Source organism: Pseudoalteromonas atlantica (assembly GCA_007988745.1).
In the GTDB taxonomy this organism is placed as follows: Bacteria; Pseudomonadota; Gammaproteobacteria; order Enterobacterales; family Alteromonadaceae; genus Pseudoalteromonas; species Pseudoalteromonas atlantica.
This window is the reverse complement of sequence record BJUT01000065.1, coordinates 1-20,646: the sequence shown is the minus strand read 5'-3', so window position 1 is coordinate 20,646 and position 20,646 is coordinate 1. Positions and strand designations below refer to the sequence as shown.

Sequence of the window (20,646 nt, the reverse complement as noted above, 5' to 3'; positions counted from 1 at the left end):
AACGCTTAGCTCAAAGCCCAAAGCACAAGATGCCGCGTGGCAAGCGTTTGCACAGGGGCGCGATATGGACGTGCAAGTAAAGCCGGTAGCCCACCCAGATGGCACAACGATAGAAGTTAAAGATTTATTTTTTAACACCCCAGCAAGGCGCAAGTTTTTACGCACCGAAAAAACCGAATTTAGCCACATTGATGAGCTTATAAAGCGTATTGCACTGAGTCGTTTTGATGTGTCGATTACACTGACGCATAACCAAAAGGTGGTTAGGCAGTACCGTGCTAAAACCGAACCAAATCAAGCGATTACTCGGGTTGCGCAAGTTGCAGGTAAAGCCTTTGCTGAGCAAGGATTGCATATTCAATCTGGTGAAAGTGGTTTACAGCTACATGGTTGGGTATTGCCAGTGGGATCAGCTAATACCACGCAATATACATATGTAAATAATCGCATGATGCGCGATAAGCTAATTTTACATGCTATACGTCAGGCGTTTGAAGAGGTAAGTGGAGCGCAAGAACTCCCAGGGTTTGTTATTTATATTGATATTGACCCAAGGCAAGTGGATGTAAATGTTCATCCTGCTAAGCACGAGGTGCGTTTTCATCAAGGCCGGTTAGTGCACGACTTTATATTACAGGCAATTAAGCAAGTAGTTGTGCCTCTACAAGGCGAATTTGCAACTAATCAAGCGCCCACAGACGATTACCAATCCTCGGCGTTTATTGAGCAGCCAAGTCATGCGGCTAATAACCAGCCAGTTCAGCAGGGGTATGATTACCCTAAGTCACAGTTGCAGCCAATAGATTCACAAAACGGTGGTTTTACTAGTCGTGCCTCCTCTAATCGCGCAGGGTCAGGTGGTGGCGCTACGGGGTATGCTTCACCGTCTCAAAAACATGGTGCAAATCATCACGATGTAAATGCATTTTATCAAGGGGTGAGTGAGCAACAAGCCGCTCATTTTGAGCATAGTGTATCAACGCAGCCCGTTACTGATGAAAGCGCTGCACACGCATTAAAAAGTGTGCAGGTATTAAATGTAAATAAAGGCGTGTGTGTATTTACTCAGCAGCAGCAGTTATTTTGTTCACACTATAAGCATGCACTTGTTGATTACTGGCATGCACAAATAAAAGAGTTGGGTAATTTAGAGGGTAAAGCCCTGTTACTACCAGTAAGGGTTAACCTTGAAAAAGCTGACTGCGAACTAATAGCTCAGCAGCAATCGTGGTTTACTTTATTAGGCTTTGAGCTAGTTATTGAAAAACAGTTTGTGATGGTTAAAAAGCTACCCACGTGTTTATATTTACTTGAAGTATCAGCTGCGGTTGAAAACTTGCTTAGCGCATGTAAAACACAGCTCAACGAGTTACAAGCGTGGCTTACATGGCAGCTTAGTTGTGTACCAGAACGCTTTTATGAAAGTAATGTATTTATTGAATTACAAATTAGCTTACAAAATAATCCGCAAACAATTGAACGTTTAAAAGAAAAAGCAGTTAAAATAGACCTAGAACACTATTTAACGCAATTAAATTAAGGTACCCGTGTTGAGCAATTTACCGGTCATATTTTTAATGGGCCCAACCGCAGCTGGTAAAACAGCGTTGGCAATTTCACTGTGTGAGCACTTAAATACAGAAATAATCAGCGTTGATTCAGCGTTAGTGTATAAAGGTATGGACATAGGTACGGCAAAGCCCGATGCAGAAGAGCTTGCTCGTGCTCCGCATCATTTAATTGATTTACTCGATCCGAGCGAAACCTATTCGGTCGCCGATTTTAGACGTGATGCGATAAAAAAAATTGATGAATTCCATCAACAAGGTAAAGTACCAATATTAGTGGGTGGCACCATGATGTACTTTAAATCTTTAATTGATGGATTATCGCCACTGCCTGAAGCCTGCCCAGTAGTTAGGGCTGAGCTTGAAGCGCAAGCAAAACAATTTGGCTGGCCACATTTACATCAAGAGCTGGCTAAAGTAGATCCGCAAGCGGCCGACAAAATAAGTGAAAATGATTCACAAAGAATAAATCGAGCTTTGGAAGTTTACCGTATTAGTGGTAAAACAATGACTGAATTGCAAAAGCAAAAGCAGCCAACGTTACCTTATACTTTTCATCAATTTGCGATTGCGCCTGATGATCGCAGTGAATTACATCAGCGAATTGAAAAAAGGTTTAAAATAATGATAGAACAGGGGTTTGAAAAAGAAGTTTCGACCCTATATCTACGTAAGGATTTACACCCCAATATGCCTTCTATTCGTTGTGTAGGTTATAGACAAATGTGGGATTATCTTGCGGGTGAAGTAGACCATGATGAGATGGTTTTTCGCGGCATTGCTGCAACGCGTCAACTGGCAAAACGTCAGCTAACGTGGTTACGGAGTTGGCCTGATGTTACTTGGTTAACAACAGACGATGAAGAAAACTTGCATCGCGTAGTAAGTTCGCTAAGCTAGTAGTAGTTGCGAATTATTTAATTAAATAAGTTCAGCTACTTAAATTATAATAACACCTAGAACGAAGGAACAATAACATGGCAAAAGGCCAATCGTTACAAGACCCATTTTTGAATGCACTACGTCGTGAGCGCATTCCAGTATCAATCTTTTTGGTAAATGGCATAAAATTACAAGGTAAAATTCAGTCATTTGACCAATTTGTTATTTTACTTGAAAACACTGTAAACCAAATGGTGTATAAACACGCAATTTCAACAGTTGTACCTGCTCGTGCAGTCAACTTCCAAGGTGTTCAAGGGAGCGATGACACTGAAGAGCAAGAACCAGGAAATATTTAATTAGGAGCGTAATGCTTGTTTGACCGCTATGAATCCGGCGAACAGGCAGTCTTAGTTCATATCGACTTACCTAAAGATGGCGATCGTGAAGATCTTCATGAATTAGAGTTGTTGGTATCTTCTGCTGGTGTTAGTAGTTTGGCGGTTGTGCAAGGCAGCCGCCAAGCACCACATCCGAAACTATTCGTCGGTACCGGTAAAGCAGAAGAAATAGCTGAGATTGTCAAAATCCACAATGCAGATGTTGTCATCTTTAATCATCAATTAAGTCCGTCTCAAGAACGTAATTTAGAGCGCGTTTGCCAATGTCGTGTACTTGATAGAACAACACTTATTCTTGATATTTTTGCCCAAAGAGCCCGTACCCACGAAGGTAAGCTACAAGTAGAGCTTGCCCAGCTTAGGCATATGTCTACTCGATTAATCCGAGGGTGGACTCACCTTGAGCGCCAAAAAGGGGGAATAGGTTTACGAGGCCCAGGCGAAACACAGCTTGAAACCGATAGACGTTTATTGCGCGCGCGCATTAAAAATATTCGTGCCCGATTAGCCAAAGTGGCTGTACAACGTGAGCAGGGTAGACGTGCGCGTACGCGTAACGAAATTCCTACCGTGTCGCTTGTAGGGTATACCAATGCGGGTAAATCAACCCTGTTTAACCGTATAACAGACTCAGATGTATACGCAGCGGATCAGCTTTTTGCCACGCTTGATCCAACACTACGTAAACTTGATATAGGTGATGTTGGTTCGGTTATTTTGGCCGATACAGTGGGATTTATTCGCCACTTACCACATGACTTAGTGGCAGCCTTTAAAGCAACATTAACAGAAACGCGTGAAGCCGACCTACAATTACATGTAATTGATGTGGCAGACCCGCGCAGACGCGAAAACATAGAGGAAGTACAGTCGGTTTTAAAAGAGATTGAAGCTGATGAAGTACCGCAATTATTAGTTTATAACAAAATTGATGCGCTTGACGATGTAAGCCCACGAATTGATCGGGATGACCAAGGGCAGCCTATAAGAGTATGGTTATCTGCACAAACCGGCGAAGGGTGTGAGCTACTTAGCGAAGCAATAAGTGACCTGCTTGCTAAGAAAATGCTTAGTGGTACGTTATTACTTGCCCCTCAATATGGCCGCTTAAGAGCGTCTTTATTTAGCTTAAGTGCAGTCCATGAAGAGCGCTTTGATGAACATGGTAACTGGTTGTTGGATGTACGTTTACCTATGGTTGAATGGAACCGATTAATTAAAGAGTTTGGTCCTGAAATTGAGGGTTTTATCAATCGCGATTAAAAATTGGCATATAAATGTCGGTTTTTGTATGAGAAACGCGGTAGATTTGATAGATTTAACACAATTTCCTAATTTATTTAGATAACAATGGAGTATAGCTATGGCCTGGAATGAACCGGGTAATAATGGCAATGACAAAGATCCGTGGAACAATAAAGGCGGACGTGATCAAGGCCCACCTGATTTAGACGAGGTGTTCCGTAAGTTTAGCAACAAGTTAGGCGGCATATTTGGCGGTAAAAAATCCGGCAATAATAGTGGCGGTGGACTTGGCGGAGCCGGTATTTCATTTATCCTCATTATCGCCGCAATTGTGTGGGCGTTAAGTGGTATTTATACGGTTAAAGAAGCCGAACGTGGTGTGGTACTGCAATTTGGTAAGTATGACCGTATTGCAGAGCCAGGCTTACGCTGGAAAATGACCTTTATTGAAACGGTTATTCCGGTAGATATTGAAGCTGTGCGTTCATTATCTGCATCAGGGTTTATGCTAACGGAAGATGAAAACGTAGTAAGCGTTGAGTTTGAAGTGCAATACCGTGTTATTGACCCGTACCTTTACAAGTTTAGCGTAACTAATGCTGATAACAGCTTAGAAGAAGCGCTTGATAGCGCGTTACGTTACGTTGTTGGCCATGCAAAAATGGACCAAGTACTGACTAATGGCCGTGAAGTTGTTCGTCAAAATACGTGGGATGAGCTTAATAAAATCATCGAACCGTATAACTTAGGTTTAATTGTGACCGATGTGAACTTTAAAGATTCACGTCCACCAACTGAAGTAAAAGATGCATTTGATGACGCTATTGCCGCACAAGAAGATGAAGAGCGTTTCATCCGTGAAGCAGAAGCGTATGCACGTGAAATTGAACCGCGCGCGCGTGGTCAAGTAACACGTATGACGCAAGAAGCAGAAGGTTATCAAGAACGCATTACACTTGAAGCACAAGGTGAAGTGGCTCGTTTTGAAAAGCTATTACCTGAGTATCAAGCAGCTAAAGAAGTAACGCGCGAACGTTTATACATTGATGCTATGGAAGAGGTGCTTAGCAGCAGTTCTAAAGTCATTGTTGATGTTAAAGGCGGTAACAACATGATGTACTTACCACTTGATAAAATTATGGAAAAGCAAGGCACTGCAACACGTGTAGCTTTACCAAGCTCAAGTGATATTCAAGATTTACGCAATAAAGTAAATACATCACGAAATAGCACTGTGAATAGCGGTAATGACCGTTTTAACAGTGATCGCTTTAACAATAACGGGAGATAAGCGTAATGAAAAACTTTAGTTTAGTCATACTATTAGCTGCCATTGTTATGTCTTTCTCTGCGGTATTTGTAGTACCTGAAGGGCAAAAAGCGATTGTGCTGCTATTTAGCAAAGTTGAAAAAGACAGTGAAGACAAAGCCGTTGTATACAGCCCAGGCCTTCACTTAAAAGTACCATTTTTTAGCCAAGTACGTCGTATTGATGCACGTATTCAAACGCTAGATGGCACGCCAGACCGCTTTGTAACAAGCGAGAAAAAAGACTTAATTGTTGATTCGTTTGTTAAATGGCGCGTAAACGACTTTAGCGCATTTTACCTTCGTGCTCGTGGTGATAAGCAATATGCTGAAACACTACTAAAGCAAAAAGTTAATAATGGTCTGCGCACTAACTTTGGTACGCGTACTATTCGCGAGATTGTATCGGGTGAGCGTAGTGAGCTAATGGAAGAGGCGTTAGTACAAGCTTCTGAAAGTGCGCGCGAGTTAGGTATTGAAGTACTTGACGTGCGTGTTAAGCAAATTAACTTACCACAAGAAGTGAGTAGCTCTATTTACCAACGTATGCGCGCTGAGCGTACTGCTGTTGCAAAAGAGCACCGCTCGGAAGGTCAAGAAAAAGCAGAAACTATTCGTGCTAATGTTGACCGCCGTGTAACGGTAATGCTTGCTGATGCAGAGCGTAATGCGCGCTCAGTACGTGGTCAAGGTGATGCAGAAGCTGCCGCTATTTATGCTAAAGCATACAACAAAGATCCAGAGTTCTTTGGTTTTGTTCGTTCTTTAGAGGCGTATAAAAAGACCTTTAAAGATAAACAAGATGTTATGGTACTTTCACCAGATAGTGACTTCTTTAAATATATGAAAGGCGCTGCAGCGCAATAAGCGATGCCTTAATCATTTAAAAAGTTATAAAGCCCCGCCTATGCGGGGCTTTTTGTTAAGCATAATTTAAAACTTTAAATTACTGTTATATATGTGGTTATTTAAAAAGTGTGATGGCCTAAAAAATACGCGCAGAAAAAATAAGCTGAACAGGGGTGATCTTTACTTCCGTTTTCTGGTAAAATCTCGTCCTAATTTTCTCGAAGTGAATTTACAATGGGTAAAAACGTTGTTGTATTAGGCACCCAATGGGGTGACGAAGGTAAGGGTAAGGTTGTTGATCTCCTTACAGACAAAGCATCTTTAGTAGTTCGATACCAAGGTGGCCACAATGCGGGTCATACTTTAGTTATTGACGGTGAAAAGACAGTTCTACACCTTATTCCATCGGGTGTATTACGTGACAATGTTAAATGTGTGATTGGTAATGGTGTGGTTTTATCACCAGAAGCGCTAATGAAAGAAATTGGCATGTTAGAAGAGCGTGGCGTACCTGTACGTGAGCGTCTTTTAATTAGTGAAGCATGTCCGTTAATTCTGCCTTTCCATGTTGCATTAGATGTAGCTCGCGAAACTGCTCGCGGCGACAAGCCAATTGGTACAACTGGCCGTGGTATCGGTCCTGCGTACGAAGATAAAGTAGCCCGTCGCGGTTTACGCGTAGGTGACTTATTCAATCCAGAATTATTCGCAGCTAAACTAAAAGAAGTACTTGAATACCATAACTTCACTTTAGTTAACTACTACAAAGTAGATGCTGTTGATTTCCAAAAAACGTTTGATGATGCAATGGCTGTTGCAGACATCTTAAAAGCAATGGTTGTTGATGTAACTGAGCTTTTAGATCAAACACGTTTAGCGGGCGAACACATTTTATTTGAAGGTGCGCAAGGTACATTACTTGATATCGATCACGGTACTTACCCTTATGTAACCTCTTCAAACACCACTGCTGGTGGCGTTGCGACTGGTGCTGGTTTTGGTCCATTAAACCTTGACTACGTGTTAGGTATTATTAAAGCGTACACTACACGTGTTGGTTCTGGTCCTTTCCCTACAGAGCTTTACGATGGGCTTGAAAAACAAGACCCAGTGGGTAAGCACTTAGGTGATAAAGGTCATGAGTTTGGCGCGACCACAGGTCGTTTACGCCGTACTGGTTGGTTAGATGCTGTGGCAATGCGCCGCGCAGTTCAAATCAATAGCATCTCTGGTTTTTGTTTAACTAAGTTAGATGTTTTAGATGGTTTAGAAACGCTTAAAATCTGTACTGGTTACCAGCTTGAAGATGGCACAGTGACTAATGTAACGCCATTAGCTGCTGAGGGTTACGAGAAAGTAACACCAGTATATGAAGAGATGCCAGGTTGGTCTGAAAACACAGTTGGTGTAACTAGCCTTGAAGGCTTACCAAAAGCTGCGATTGACTACATCAAGCGTATCGAAGAAATCACAGGTGTACCTGTTGATATTATTTCTACCGGCCCAGATCGTGTAGAAACAATGGTACTTCGCAACCCGTTTGCTTAATCACCATTAGTTTAAAAAAAAGCTGCTTTTTGCAGCTTTTTTTATGCCTAAAATTCACCTTGGAACGATCTTTGTATATTATTTGATAAGTTTTATTTTATACGTGGTAAACATGCGCCTATCTACCTGTAACACTTTTCTAGCGTCTTTGCTCACTCCGTTACTTTTATCTATAAGTAGCAATGTGTTAGCTGAAGAAACGCCCGCTGCGGTGCCGCTTTATACCGAACCGGAGCTGATTGCACTAATAAATAAAAATACACATTTGCAGCGTGTAAAGGCAGATGATTGCCAATTAGTACAAGATATAGAGGCAAGGGCCAATAAAATGGCGCTGCCATCTTACCAATTTTTATATGGCGATATGCTGGCATATAACGTGTGTGTTGAACGCAATGTGGAATTAGGTGTGTACTACATGCGTAAAGCGGCTGAACAAGGCTTAGCGGCTGCATTAGAGCAGCTTGGACGTTATTACGACACGGGTCGCTTAGTGCAGCAAGATAAAGCTATGGCCATTACCTACTTACGAGAGGCCTCAGCGCAAGGGAACTTAAAAGCACAGCTAAGGCTGGTTAAGCTTTTTAATGCAGGCTACGGAAGCCCACGTGACTTTGAAGATGCGTATCGCTGGTTATTCAATGCCATGGTGGCAGATAAAGCAACCCATAAAAAAATTGAGCGTGCGCTTAGCTTACTCGCTAAAAAAATGCCCGATAGTGTTGTTGCCCGCGCGAGATTACCCATGTAAGTGTCGATAATGCACGCTATTTTTATAAAATAAAAAAGCCCTAATATTTAATTAGGGCTTTTTTGCAATAACTAAAAAGAGGTTAGCTCTCTTCTTTATTTTTTGTTTTAGCGGGGTCTTTTAACACCGACATTTTTGGCGGCTGAAGTGCAAAGATACGCTCGCCCTCCTGCGGTGGCTTTTCCATATTACTGGTAAATGGGCGAAGCTTTACTGGCGTATCGTCGTCGTTGTCTTTATCACCTTTTAAAATAAACAACGGGATCGCTTCAGGGTTCATCTCTTGGTATTTTTCCCAATCAAATTCTTCTGAAATACGCGTCGCACTCACTTTACCGCCTTTAGCAATAATACTGCTTAGGCGAGCGTAAGAGCCATCTTCACCAAACAAAATTTGTCTAGATAGGAATGTTGCACTGTCTTTATTCGCTTTAGCATGCGAGGTAGATGAGCGCAGTGAAAATACATTTTTTTCATTCAACAAGTGAGAAAAATATTGTACACCAAGCGCATTATGGTGGCGGTTTGGTGAAAGTGCTAATACCGTTCTTATTGTTGTGAGCGGCAAGTAACGCTCAGCATGCTCTGATTGTGGGTTACCATAATAACAGGCAAGGCCGTCCATACGAGCCATTTTACAGTTCTCCCATGCGGGGTCTGATAGATGAACAGGAATGCTTTGCTCTTGTAAGCCTTTACCTATAGCGCGAGATACATGGTTTGCACCAATAATCAGTATGGTATTTGGAGAAGGTTGGCGCACGCCCAATAACTTAGCAACAGGGATAGCAGTTAAGCTTTGCAATACCACAGTGATGATAATAACGGTAAATATTAACGGCACCATTTTTTCTGCATCAGCTACGCCAGCTTCCATCATACTTAGCGCAAATACCGAGCCAACAGCAGCTGCAACAATACCTCTAGGGGCTATCCACGATAGCACCAAGCGCGATTTCATTGGCAAGTCAGTACCAAAAGTAGATATGGCAATACACAATGGGCGCGCTATAAATAACACCACTGCAAGGAATATAAATACGTCGCTGTCTAACATCATCAAGTCAGAAAGCTGTAGCCGCGCAGCAAGTAAAATAAACAGTGATGATATTAAAATCATCGATAAGTCTTCTTTAAACTCAAGTACAGAATCGATTTCTAAATCATTTTGATTTGCAAGCCAAATACCAAATACGGTAACAGCCAATAGTCCCGATTCGTGACTTAAGTGATTAGATACCGAAAAGCTAATAAGCACCAAGGCAAGTATACCAAATTTATGTAACTCGAACGGTAGCCATTCACGGCGCATAAGCTGTGTGGTGATCCACCCCGCAACAACACCGATAGAAAGCCCTACGCCGACTGTTTTAACAAGTGCAATAATAGTGTGGCTAAGCACTTCTCCTTGGCCTACCAGCATGACTGCTTCAAATACAAGCACAGCAAAAAGAGCACCGATTGGGTCAATTACAATGCCTTCCCATCGTAATATACGGTCAATATCTTGTGTTGGGCGCATCGAATTAAGTAAAGGGGCGATTACCGTAGGCCCTGTTACTACTAGCACAGCGCCTAATACTGCAGCCACCCGCCAGTTAAGCTCAAGTAACCAATAGGCACTTAAGCTTATTACCACACAGGTGGTGATCATGCCGATAGAGCACAGGTTGCGTACGACCTTACTTATGCCTTTTAATTCTCTAAAGTGCAAAGTAAGGGAGCCTTCAAATAAAATGACAGCCACGCTCAGTGACACAACAGGAAATAATAAATCACCCAGTAAAGCATCAGGGTCTAATACACCACTAAACGGCCCTAGCAATAAACCGGTAAGCAATAAGAACAAAATAGCGGGTACTTTAAACGCCCACGCTACCCATTGGGCAAGCACCGAACACAGTGCGATACCGGCTATATAAATTGCTGACATAAATTAAGAATTCCTTATTTATCACAATGTGAAAAGTATAACTTTTGTTAAATATTAATACAGGGGTATACACGTGAAATGTTTAATTTGCTAATAAAATTTTAGCGTTTAATACAAAAATTGTAGGTTAAACTTATTGATTTATTTATAAAAATTGAATTAAAACTCAAAAATAAATATAACCCCTTGATTTTAAATGATTAACCGCTTAGAAGTGAGGCGTAGCTCTACATTAGAGTGATTTTTAGCCTTGATCTTACACCTTGAAATAGCGTATTATATTTAGAGTTCAAACAATTAGTCATCTAAATATAATTTTGCAAAATAACGGTATGTATTAATACTAGCGTCATATTTGCCCTGTAATAATAGATTTGTAAGCTATTTTTACCATTAATTAGTAGCTATTGTATTATTGAATATCTTGGTATGGTTTTTTCAAACAAGTTTATTTAAGCAATTAAGTAAATAAATGTTTGAGTTGAACTATTACTTTCAATGTTTAGCTCCCATCGTGGCGGCTAAATCTCGGTCCTTAAGTCATCACCCTATCTGTTGGTGTATCTGACTTTAGAGGCTCTATGTATGTTGTTAACAAAAAGGCCGCACACAGCTTTTTACAGCGATACATAAACAACACTTTTTATTTTTATATTTAATAGACCTCCATTTATTTTGGTTGGTGCTGTTTCATGTCTTTACAAATCTAAAAGCAATTTTAGGTCGTGTATTTGCGTGCGTCTAAAAAGTGTATAAACAAACAACCTATTCGAAATTGCGTATTTTATACGCAATTACCTAGTTTTAGTTCACACTATGTGAATGCAGATAAAATGGAAAGTTGAGATTTTATGCAAAAGTTAAATTGGCGTCGTATTGTTTTAAAAGTAGGTAGTGCATTAATTGCTCCAGATCAAGATGGGTGCCGTTCACGCTACTTATTAACCATTGCGCAATTTATTGTTCGCTGTCGTGCTCGTGGTATTGAAGTTATTTTAGTATCTTCAGGCTCAGTAGCTGCAGGCTCACACTTATTCCCATCTGACATTCCACGTTCAGTTGTGATGAAAAAAGCGATGGCAGCAGCAGGCCAAACTGAAATGATGGCCATGTGGGATCGCTTTTTCGATTTTCCTTCAGCGCAATTATTATTAACCCATGGTGATTTACGTGACCGTGAGCGCTATGAAAGTATTCGCGAAACTATTTTTACTTTGTTAGAGCATGGTGTACTGCCTATCATTAACGAAAATGATGCTGTAACAACGGATGACTTAAAAGTAGGTGACAACGATAACTTATCAGCCATGGTAGCGGCGGCCGCTGATGCCGATGCATTAATGATTTTTTCTGATGTAGATGGGCTGTATGATAAAAACCCAAATTTGCACGACGATGCAGTTTTACTGCCTGAAATAAAATCAATTGATGAGTCTATTTATGCTATGGCAGGATGTGCTACAAGCTCTGTAGGAACCGGTGGCATGAAAACCAAAATTGAAGCTGCCGAAAAAGCAACGTCTCACGGTATTGCTACTTATATTATTAATGGCTTTAAAGAAGAAACCTTTAATAGATTATTGGCAGGTGACAACCCTGGTAGTGTTTTCCTTCCTTATGAAAAACCAATGCAAGAAGCTGTGCACTGGATGACGCATACAGCGAATGAGCAAGGTGAAGTAGTTGTAGATGGCTCGTTTGATGAGTCTCTTGAAGGTGAAAACGGTTGCATACGTGGCGACGAAATAATGGAAGTTCATGGTGAGTTTGCCATTGGCGATACCATTTTAGTTAGAAGCGAGGATGGCACACGTTTAGCAAAAGCCACCGCAAATTATAGTAGTTGCTTGTTAAGCTTTATTGCAGATAACGAGCAAAGTGAATTTAGCGAAAAAATGCAGGATTCTATTGGTCCTGTTATTTCAGAAAAAGATATCGCATTATTGGAGAAGTCATGAGTTTGATTACGGATATTTCACGCCAGGCAGCAAAAGCTGCAAACACACTTGCTTTACTCGACACCGAGACCAAAAACCAAGTGTTAACCGAAATGGCGGCAGCATTACGCGCAGAAAAAGCATTTATAATTAAAGAAAACGAAAGTGATTTAAGCGCAGCACGCGATAATAACTTAGCCGCTTCGATGATCGACCGCCTAACGCTTAACGAAGAGCGCATTGAAGCAATGGCAGAGGGTATTGAAGTTATTGTAAGTTTAGATGATCCAGTCGGTCAGCTACGCGACATTACAGAGCGCCCAAATGGCATTAAAATACGTAAAATGCGTGTGCCATTAGGTGTTGTATGTATGATTTACGAAGCGCGTCCTAATGTAACTGCGGATGCAGGCGCATTGTGTTTTAAATCGGGTAATGGTGTTATTTTACGCGGCGGTAAAGAAGCCCTTAAAAGCTCGCAAGCCATTGCGAGTGTAATGCACGGTGTACTTGAAAAACATAACTTACCTAAAGCTCTGATCTCAGTTATTCCTGATCCAGACCGTGCATTGCTTATGGAACTAATGCAGCAACGCGAAAGTATTGATTTAATCATCCCACGTGGTGGCGAAGGCTTAATTAACTTTGTTACAGAAAACAGTACTATTCCTGTTATTCAGCACTTTAAAGGGGTGTGTCATTTATACGTAGACAAAGATGCCGACTTAGAGGTTGCACTTAATTTACTATTAAATGGTAAAACACAGCGCACAGGCGTATGTAATGCGCTTGAAGGGCTAGTGGTTCACCAAGACGTTGCTGATGAATTTTTAAATTTATGTGCCGTTGTATTGCGCCAAGAAGGTGTGAAAATTAATGCAGATGAGCAAGCTGCAAAATACTTCGATAATGCTACAGTACTTGCTGATAATGAATTTGGTGAAGAATACTTAGATTTAGAAATTGCTATTCGTGTAGTACCAAGCTTTAGTGCTGCTGTGGAGCATATTGCTCAATTTGGTTCAAACCACACTGAGGTTATTTGTACTAAAAACGATACTGCGGCTGAGCTTTTCCAACGCAGTGTTGATGCATCGGTAGTAATGGTAAATGCATCATCGCGTTTCTCAGATGGCTCGCAATTAGGGTTAGGTGCTGAAATTGGTATAGCTACAACTAAGCTACATGCTTATGGTCCTATGGGGCTTGAGTCACTTACAACTGAAAAGTATTTAGTTAATGGCGAAGGCCAAGTACGTAAGTAACGTACTTCACATATAAAAAACGCCGATTGTTTAATCGGCGTTTTTTTATGCGTTTTGCAAAGTATGGTTTAGTTTTTCTAACCAGCTTTCTAATGGCTCTGGCCGGTGCAGATGGTATCCTTGTAGGATAACCTCAGGGTACTCTTGTAATAAGTCAAAGTGCGATTGATTCTCGACTCCTTCCGCTACCACTTCTAATTGAAACAACCTGCCAAGGCTGACAATCATATCAATAATTAATTTATCGTTGTTATCAGTGGGGGCTTCAAGCACAAATGAGCGATCTATTTTTAGCTCATGAATAGGTAACTGTTTTAAGTAGGTTAAACTTGAGTAGCCCGTGCCAAAGTCATCTATCGATACACGTACGCCCAGCTTTTTAAGGTAGTGTACGGCTTCAATGGCCGCTTCCATGTGATTAAGTAACGTCCCCTCTATTATCTCAATGGTGAGTTGCTGAGGATTAATATCAACACTTTTAATTTGTTGGCTTATAAAGTTTAAAAATCGCGGTTCATGAAAATGTCGACCGCTTATATTTACCGAAATATTCAAACTTGGGTGGCTGTATTTAAGCTTGGTAAGTAAATTAAGTGCATTAGTCGTAACCCAGCAGTCTAATTCAAAAATAACATCAGATTCTTCAGCTATTGATATAAATTCACATGGGCTTATGAAGCCTTTTTGAGGGTGATCCCAGCGCAGCAGTATTTCTGCGCCTTTTAACGTTTGCTTACTATCAAATTGCGACTGCAAAAATATGGATAGCTCATTTTGAGGAATGGCTTTTCTTAAGTCTTGTTCAATTTCAAAACGTCGTTTAGCTTGCTCGCCAAATGTGGTATCAAAAAATGTAACTCTGTTTCCGCCTTTTTCTTTGGCTTTATAGCAGGCTGCTTCACAATTTCTGATTGTCTCAATAGCACTTTCCCATACATCGTCTCGCGGGAAAATATAAGTGCCTATACTAATTGTTAAGCTAACCTCTTGCCCATCAACGTCAAAAGGGTGGTTGACTGCGTTTAAAAGCTCTTGCGCTTTGTTTTCGGCGATTGATTGCGCACGTGTACGCCCAATTCCTTTATCTACGCTACATAAGGCGGCAAATTCATCACTGCCTAAGCGTGCAATAATATCTTTTTTATCTACATTGGCATGAATACGCTGAGCAAGCTCCTTTAAAATATTATCCCCTGCTAAAAGCCCTAAGCCATCATTAATAGAGTGGAAGCTATCAATGTCAATAATATAAATATAGGCACATGTTTTATCGCTACTGCAATCTTGTAGTTGCTGTTCTAATTGCTTTAAAAAACCGTTACGGTTTGGCAGCTTAGTAAGCTCATCATGCCAAGTTAGGTAATCTATGCGCTCTTGCGTTACCTTTACGCTTGAAATATCACTAAAAACGCCAATGTAGTGAATGTTGGTGTCTTGCTCGCTTTTTACCATGCTAAGTGTTAATAGCTCAGGGTATAGCTCGCCATTTTTTCTTCGTGTTACAAGTTCACCGCTCCAGTAGCCCGCTTCGTTAGCGTGCTTCCATACCTCATCAAAGCTAATACTTGGGTGGTTATTTTGTTTTATCTCTTTTAAATCCATTTCCAGCGATTCAGCTTCGCAATAGCCGGTAATTCTGCAAAATGATGGATTAACAGCGATAATCTTGCCATCGCTATTAGTAATTACAACACCATCGGCGGTGCTGGTAAGTGCTTGGTAAAATAATTTTTGCTTAGATGACAGCTGCTTTAGCTCTTCCTCGCGTTGGCTTAACTCTTTTGCAAGGGCTTCTATTTCGAGTAATTTGTCGTGTAAGTCAAAGTTTTTTTCGATAAGTCTGTCTAGCATGCCTTGTGCAGTAATGTGCGTACGTATGCGCGCTCTAACCAAAGCTAACTTGTAAGGTTTATGGATATAATCAATGGCGCCCATTGCAAAGCCTTTCTCTTCAGACTCTACTTCAGTAAGTGCGGTGACAAAAATGATGGGAATGCCTTTGGTATTTTGCTTTGCTTTTAATCTTTTACATACTTCATAGCCATCCATGCCTGGCATCATAATATCGAGTAAAATTAAATCTGGGCGTGTGGATTCAACAAATACAAGCGCTTGTTCACCACTTGTTGAAATGCGTACATCGTAGTCTGCAAGTAGGCCCTCAACTAATACATGTAGGTTGCTAGGTTCATCATCAACAATGAGTATCAAAGGCTTTCGCGGTTGAGTTACTGCAGGTTGATTGCCGCCAGCTAGAAAGGTTGAATGCACACTAAATCCTTATTCTTTAATTACCCCTTAAAGTTAGTTTATAGTTGCCATAATTGTCTAGTTTTTATAGTTATTTCTGTATTTATCAATAAGTTTAATCACTAAAGCGTAGTTAAAGTTATCTATTGCCTCTTTTAGCTTGAATAATGGATGGGAATGATCGAATTTTTGAAGCGCAATTTCTCTAACTAATTTACTAGGAATAGGACGGGCAGATAACGCTAAAGAATAGATTTCATCAATTAATGTATCTGGATTTTGCTCAGAGCTCATAGCTTCAGGCTGATGATTATAAGAGTTTGTTACCAGTAGCTGTCTTACCGCATAAAGTGCTAAGGTCAATTGTTCATTAAAAACACTAAGATCGGTGCATGCGTTACTGCTCAGTTCTAACTCTGCTTTTTTAGCGCTTTGCTCTAGTAGCTCTAACCCTAGAGTGCCGGCTAAGCCTTTTAAGTTATGCATCGTTCTAGCTAATGTTTTATGCTCATTATTTTTCAAGTGCTTTACAGCTACCTCCATAAAGTGGCTGTAATCGGTATTAAACTTAGTGAATATTGAATTAATGAGTTCATTATTATCTTCAAGATTAGAGCGTGCTACATTGAGGTTTAATGTACTTAACGTATGGGTTTTTGTTAGATGCTTTTCTATGCTGTCACAAAGCAGACCAAATAATAACGGCTTGACTAAATAGTCATCCATGCCTGCTCGAATGGCGGCTTTCTTATCATTAGAAAATACAGCTGCAGTTACAGCAACAATAGGCGTTGTATATCCCCTTTGACGCAGTATTCGCGTCGCTTCTAGGCCATCCATCACTGGCATTTGAATATCCATAAAAATAATATCAATTGCGTTTTCTTCTACTTTAATGAGTGCTTCCTCGCCATTACTTGCAGAGATAACAGTCATATTCATTTTAGTTAATAGTGCTTCAAGAATCTCTTGGTTTACAGGGTTATCATCTACTGCAAGTGCGGTGTAACCGGTAAACTGTGGGTAAGACTCTCCTTCTTTAAGCTGTGTGGAGTCGGGTAATAATAAACGCATTAACTGAGAATCAGTGTGAGTATTACCTATTGTTATAATATCAATATGATCGCTATCGGGGACTGCCTGCGGATGCTCTTGATCGTTAATGAGTAAAATAAGCAGTAGTTTGTGTTTATTTTTTTGTTTTTGTAAGTACAGTTGCTGCAAAATAAAATTATCTTTTAGTTCTTTGTGTGACAACGTCATGATCACAATATTAAAAGGGTTACTCGGTTGAGACATTTTTGCAATTGCACGTAGCGGCTCTTGGGTAATTTCTGCAGTAATATCAGCGCTACTTAATAACTTAGTGAGTGATTTTATTTGCTCAGTATCGGGAGTAATTAGTAAGGCATGCTTTTTAAGCGTTTCTTTGCTCGTCATTTTAAACGGTAGTGTAAAATAAAACTCACTCCCGACGTGGGGTGTGCTGCGTACTTGTATTTCGCCGCCTAGTAACTTGGTTAGTTGCTTACAAATAGTTAAACCTAATCCGGTGCCGCCATACTTACGTGTTGTACTGGAATCGCCTTGGTAGAACGAGTCAAAAATTGAAGCGGTTTGCTCTGGCGTCATGCCTATACCTGTATCTTTAATACCAAAGCGTAACTGTATTTGCTGCTCATCTTGTGTTGTGGCTTCAATTGTTACTGTTACTTCACCGCGCTCTGTAAATTTAATGGCATTACCTACACAGTTATTAATAACTTGACTCAAGTGCAGTGGATCGCCCATCAGCTCAAGCCCTGCATCAACATGCAATACAAAGTTAAGGCGCAACCCTTTTTGTTTCGCATTTACCGAAAATAAATTTTTTACATTAGAAACCACGGTATGCAAAGTAAAAGGGATTGATTCAAGCTTTACTTTGTCAGACTCAAGTTTAGAAAAATCGAGTACGTTATTAAGTATTTGCAGTAAGTTTTGAGCACTAGAAAACGCTTTATCTGCATAGTGTTTTTGTTTTGCTGGAAGAGCGCTGCTTTGTAATAGCTGCAGCATGCCTAAAATACCGTTCATTGGAGTGCGAAGCTCATGGCTCATATTAGCTACAAAGTCACCTTTCGCTTGGTTGGCATTTTTTGCTTGGGTGATGGCAAGTGTAAGCTCTTTATTCATTAATTCCATTTTAGAATTAAGCGCTTGGGTTTCTGCTAGTAGCTCTTTTGTTTGTTTGTTTTTTAAATACAGCGCATTAGCCGCGGTAATAACCGAGTTAATTTCATTTTGATGATGCTCATCACTATTTAGTGTTACTTGCTTTTCATTACTCATATCATTTAACAGCTTAGTTAATTTCGCAATGGGCTTAATGACAGAGTTAAATATAAAAAAGGTAATTACTATTATGATAACAGTGATCAGCGCGGCAAAAAGGTTGGCCATTTCGGTACTTTTTAATACGTGGTCTCTTAGCTGCTGCTCGGTCTGGGTGAGCTTTTGCTTCTCTACATCCCTAATTTTTTCGGCTAGGTAAAGCAGCTCGTTTTCTATTCCTGTTAAAACTACATTTATCGAAAACGTGTAGCTACGGGTTAAAATAACTAATTGGCTATACGCTTGCTCAAGCTCGTCAGTATTATTAAGTAGGTTAACATTAGCGGTTTCAATACTCGCCAGTAGGGTATTTAAGTGTGCTAGGTTATCTTGCACATTTTGTGCTTCATCATAATTTGGCTTGTGTAAATAATTGGTTGTTGCTTGTTCTATATTGCTAATAGTTAAAAGGGTATTCACTATTTTATTTTGCTTGCTGGTTAGCGTGTTTTTTTTAAGCTCATTAAGTTGTGCTTTTAGCGCTTCAATAGGTTGTTTGAACTGTGTAATGTACAGCTGCTCTCGTTTGGTTCTGTTAACGACTACGCGATTAAATGTATCTTGGTAATTATTTAAGTACTCGTTAAGGCGCTTTATATTGTTTTGATAGTTTTCATCATACTCATTTAAATGTGTACTTAGCGTATCTAAATCCCTTTTTGCAGCATTTAAGTGCACATTAAACTTTTCAATGGTATTGCTATTAGCATGATCTAGATAAGCAATAGCTTGGCTTTGTAAAGAAATCACATCGTTTTCTAAACGGGTAACGGACTCGCTTTGTAATAAAGCTTTGTGCTGCGCATTTTGCAGCTCAAAAAGTGATTTTTGCGAATAATTGAATAGGTAACTTTGCAAAATTAATAAAGTAATTAATACGCATAGGGCAATTATTATTTTTGATTTTATTGAACGGGTTATCATTATCTGCTTATTAACTCATACCATTTTTGCAAGCTGTAATCGTAAGTCGGCATAACGCTATTCCAAACAGCTACATTGCTTAAGCGTTTTAAATAGCTACCACCATTTCGCTGCTCGCCGGCTTTTACTGCGACTTGTTTTTGGGTGTTTAGTAAGTCAACCGTAGTGGGCTTGCCTAAGTACCAGTAATCCCATTCACTTGGTGAAAGCATTGCTTTTGAGCGCTGTGGATTACTAATGTAATACCCTTGGCGAGCAATAAATGCGCCGGCCCAACCCGAAAGCCACCAGTTCATGTAATCGTATGCGGCATCTTTTTGGTTATTATTAACCTGTGACGATAAGCACATTACCCCATGCCAGCCACGATAGCCCTCTTTTGGGGCGGCAAATCGCACGTTAACATTTTGACTATTAAGCGCGGCCACAGCGGGGGAAAACATACTTTCTATGTGCACGCGTTGGCTTTTCATAAATTCAACAGACTCTGGCACCGAGTTCCAATAACCTGCAAAATGCCCTTGGCGTTTATAGTCAATTAAAATACTAAATAAACGGTCAAGCTCGGAGCGAGTAATCGCACCAATATTTTTAAATGTTATTAACCCTTTGCTTTGTGCTGCCAAGGCAAGGTCAAATAAGCCAATTGTGGGTGCATTTACAATGCCTACTTTACCTCGGTGGGCATCATCAAGTAACCAGCCCCAACTTTCAGTTTCGTAGGCAATACCAGGTTTTATCTTAGCGGTGTTATAGCCAAAAGAGTCAACATTATGTACATAGGGCAAAAAGCTAATGTAATCGCTTTCGTTTGCGCTTAGTGTGCCGTCCTCTTGTACATTGAGTAATTTATAAGGGGCGTCGCCTGCACCTAATTTTGCATCGGGGGTGAGCTTCCCCGTTTTGGTTAGAGAATTTATTTCATTAAAGTAGGTTAGTCGTTTTTTTTCTATAGGCTGAATAGACCCCGCCCGCCAAAGTACATTAATACTGTTTGACCATTGCTCGTATAAATCAAATGAGCTAGGGTCCATAGAGGCTTTTTGTAATACGGCAGCACTACCTGCAGGGGAAAATTCTATATTTATGCCTAAATCAAGCATTGCTTGTTTACGAATGGCTTCTTGAAGCGTTACATGTGTTCCTAAGACTCTTAGGGTTACTTTTTTTCGGGCAAACACATATGGTACATGAGTAACTACACCCGCGGTTAAACCGATGACAGCGAGCTTTTTTAACGTGGTGCGTTTAGGGGTATCCATTGTTTAAGCCAAAAGTATGATTGCTACAGATGAGATAATTTATAGCCAACAAAGACTAAACAAACAAGGAATGCGCAAATATAAAAGTTATTTTGTAGAAGATAAAAGAATAATAAGACGAGGAAAAATAGGAAGTAATAGAAGAGTAGG

Annotated in this window: 14 protein-coding genes; 10 read left to right on the top strand and 4 right to left on the bottom strand. The window is 40.3% G+C overall.

The features are described 5' to 3' along the window. The 8 genes from mutL to PAT01_RS17970 form a co-directional block, all read left to right on the top strand. On the top strand, window positions 1-1,540 hold a 1,540-nt coding region (gene mutL, locus PAT01_RS18005; RefSeq protein WP_154945942.1), incomplete at its 5' end, for a DNA mismatch repair endonuclease MutL. Window positions 1,541-1,550: 10 nt separating this feature from the next. After that, window positions 1,551-2,468, top strand: a complete 918-nt coding sequence (miaA, locus tag PAT01_RS18000) for a tRNA (adenosine(37)-N6)-dimethylallyltransferase MiaA (protein ID WP_029772607.1) — start codon at window positions 1,551-1,553, stop codon at window positions 2,466-2,468. A 77-nt stretch (window positions 2,469-2,545) separates the two neighbouring features. Further along, the gene (hfq, locus tag PAT01_RS17995) at window positions 2,546-2,809 is read left to right on the top strand and encodes an RNA chaperone Hfq (protein ID WP_004587665.1); all 264 of its coding nucleotides are present in this window, start codon (window positions 2,546-2,548) and stop codon (window positions 2,807-2,809) included. Between the two features lie 15 nt (window positions 2,810-2,824). After that, entirely contained in the window at window positions 2,825-4,114 is a 1,290-nt protein-coding gene (gene hflX / locus PAT01_RS17990) for a ribosome rescue GTPase HflX (RefSeq protein WP_024031472.1), read from the top strand. 100 nt (window positions 4,115-4,214) lie between these two features. Continuing rightward, window positions 4,215-5,387, top strand: a complete 1,173-nt coding sequence (gene hflK / locus PAT01_RS17985) for an FtsH protease activity modulator HflK (RefSeq protein ID WP_004587663.1) — start codon at window positions 4,215-4,217, stop codon at window positions 5,385-5,387. A 5-nt stretch (window positions 5,388-5,392) separates the two neighbouring features. Beyond that, a complete protein-coding gene (gene hflC, locus PAT01_RS17980) occupies window positions 5,393-6,271 on the top strand; it encodes a protease modulator HflC (protein ID WP_004587662.1) in 879 nt (292 codons plus the stop codon). Between the two features lie 216 nt (window positions 6,272-6,487). Further along, window positions 6,488-7,801 (top strand): adenylosuccinate synthase, encoded by a 1,314-nt coding sequence (locus PAT01_RS17975; RefSeq protein ID WP_004587661.1) that lies wholly within the window; start codon window positions 6,488-6,490, stop codon window positions 7,799-7,801. Window positions 7,802-7,913: 112 nt separating this feature from the next. Beyond that, on the top strand, window positions 7,914-8,552 hold the full coding sequence (locus PAT01_RS17970; RefSeq protein WP_029772606.1) for a tetratricopeptide repeat protein: 639 nt from the start codon (window positions 7,914-7,916) through the stop codon (window positions 8,550-8,552). An 82-nt stretch (window positions 8,553-8,634) separates the two neighbouring features. Here PAT01_RS17970 and PAT01_RS17965 read toward each other — a convergent pair whose 3' ends face one another. Then, entirely contained in the window at window positions 8,635-10,485 is a 1,851-nt protein-coding gene (locus tag PAT01_RS17965; RefSeq protein WP_029772605.1) for a cation:proton antiporter, read from the bottom strand. An 851-nt stretch (window positions 10,486-11,336) separates the two neighbouring features. On the opposite strand from PAT01_RS17965, the gene proB reads away from it, so the two are divergent. Next, complete coding sequence (gene proB, locus PAT01_RS17960) at window positions 11,337-12,443, top strand: glutamate 5-kinase (RefSeq protein WP_004587658.1); 1,107 nt, start codon at window positions 11,337-11,339, stop codon at window positions 12,441-12,443. Next, entirely contained in the window at window positions 12,440-13,687 is a 1,248-nt protein-coding gene (locus PAT01_RS17955) for a glutamate-5-semialdehyde dehydrogenase (RefSeq protein ID WP_004587657.1), read from the top strand. Before proB ends, PAT01_RS17955 begins: the two co-directional genes overlap by 4 nt. Before the next feature lie 45 nt (window positions 13,688-13,732). Here the strand turns inward: PAT01_RS17955 and PAT01_RS17950 are convergent, their stop codons facing one another. Genes PAT01_RS17950 through PAT01_RS17940 form a run of 3 tightly spaced genes read right to left on the bottom strand, consistent with a single transcriptional unit; the run spans window position 13,733 to window position 20,496 of the window. Further along, window positions 13,733-15,958 (bottom strand): two-component system response regulator, encoded by a 2,226-nt coding sequence (locus tag PAT01_RS17950; RefSeq protein ID WP_154945941.1) that lies wholly within the window; start codon window positions 15,956-15,958, stop codon window positions 13,733-13,735. Between the two features lie 57 nt (window positions 15,959-16,015). Beyond that, window positions 16,016-19,234, bottom strand: a complete 3,219-nt coding sequence (locus PAT01_RS17945; RefSeq protein ID WP_154945940.1) for an ATP-binding protein — start codon at window positions 19,232-19,234, stop codon at window positions 16,016-16,018. Beyond that, window positions 19,234-20,496, bottom strand: coding sequence for an ABC transporter substrate-binding protein (locus tag PAT01_RS17940; protein WP_154945939.1), 1,263 nt, complete (start codon window positions 20,494-20,496; stop codon window positions 19,234-19,236). Before PAT01_RS17940 ends, PAT01_RS17945 begins: the two co-directional genes overlap by 1 nt. Window positions 20,497-20,646 lie beyond the last annotated feature (150 nt).

Coding starts and splice junctions, on each gene's coding strand:
- hfq (WP_004587665.1), top strand. CDS start 2,546: ATGGCAAAAGGCCAATCGTTACAAGACCCATTTTTGAATGCACTACGT.
- hflK (WP_004587663.1), top strand. CDS start 4,215: ATGGCCTGGAATGAACCGGGTAATAATGGCAATGACAAAGATCCGTGG.
- hflC (WP_004587662.1), top strand. CDS start 5,393: ATGAAAAACTTTAGTTTAGTCATACTATTAGCTGCCATTGTTATGTCT.
- PAT01_RS17975 (WP_004587661.1), top strand. CDS start 6,488: ATGGGTAAAAACGTTGTTGTATTAGGCACCCAATGGGGTGACGAAGGT.
- PAT01_RS17970 (WP_029772606.1), top strand. CDS start 7,914: ATGCGCCTATCTACCTGTAACACTTTTCTAGCGTCTTTGCTCACTCCG.
- PAT01_RS17965 (WP_029772605.1), bottom strand. CDS start 10,485: ATGTCAGCAATTTATATAGCCGGTATCGCACTGTGTTCGGTGCTTGCC.
- proB (WP_004587658.1), top strand. CDS start 11,337: ATGCAAAAGTTAAATTGGCGTCGTATTGTTTTAAAAGTAGGTAGTGCA.
- PAT01_RS17955 (WP_004587657.1), top strand. CDS start 12,440: ATGAGTTTGATTACGGATATTTCACGCCAGGCAGCAAAAGCTGCAAAC.
- PAT01_RS17945 (WP_154945940.1), bottom strand. CDS start 19,234: ATGATAACCCGTTCAATAAAATCAAAAATAATAATTGCCCTATGCGTA.
- PAT01_RS17940 (WP_154945939.1), bottom strand. CDS start 20,496: ATGGATACCCCTAAACGCACCACGTTAAAAAAGCTCGCTGTCATCGGT.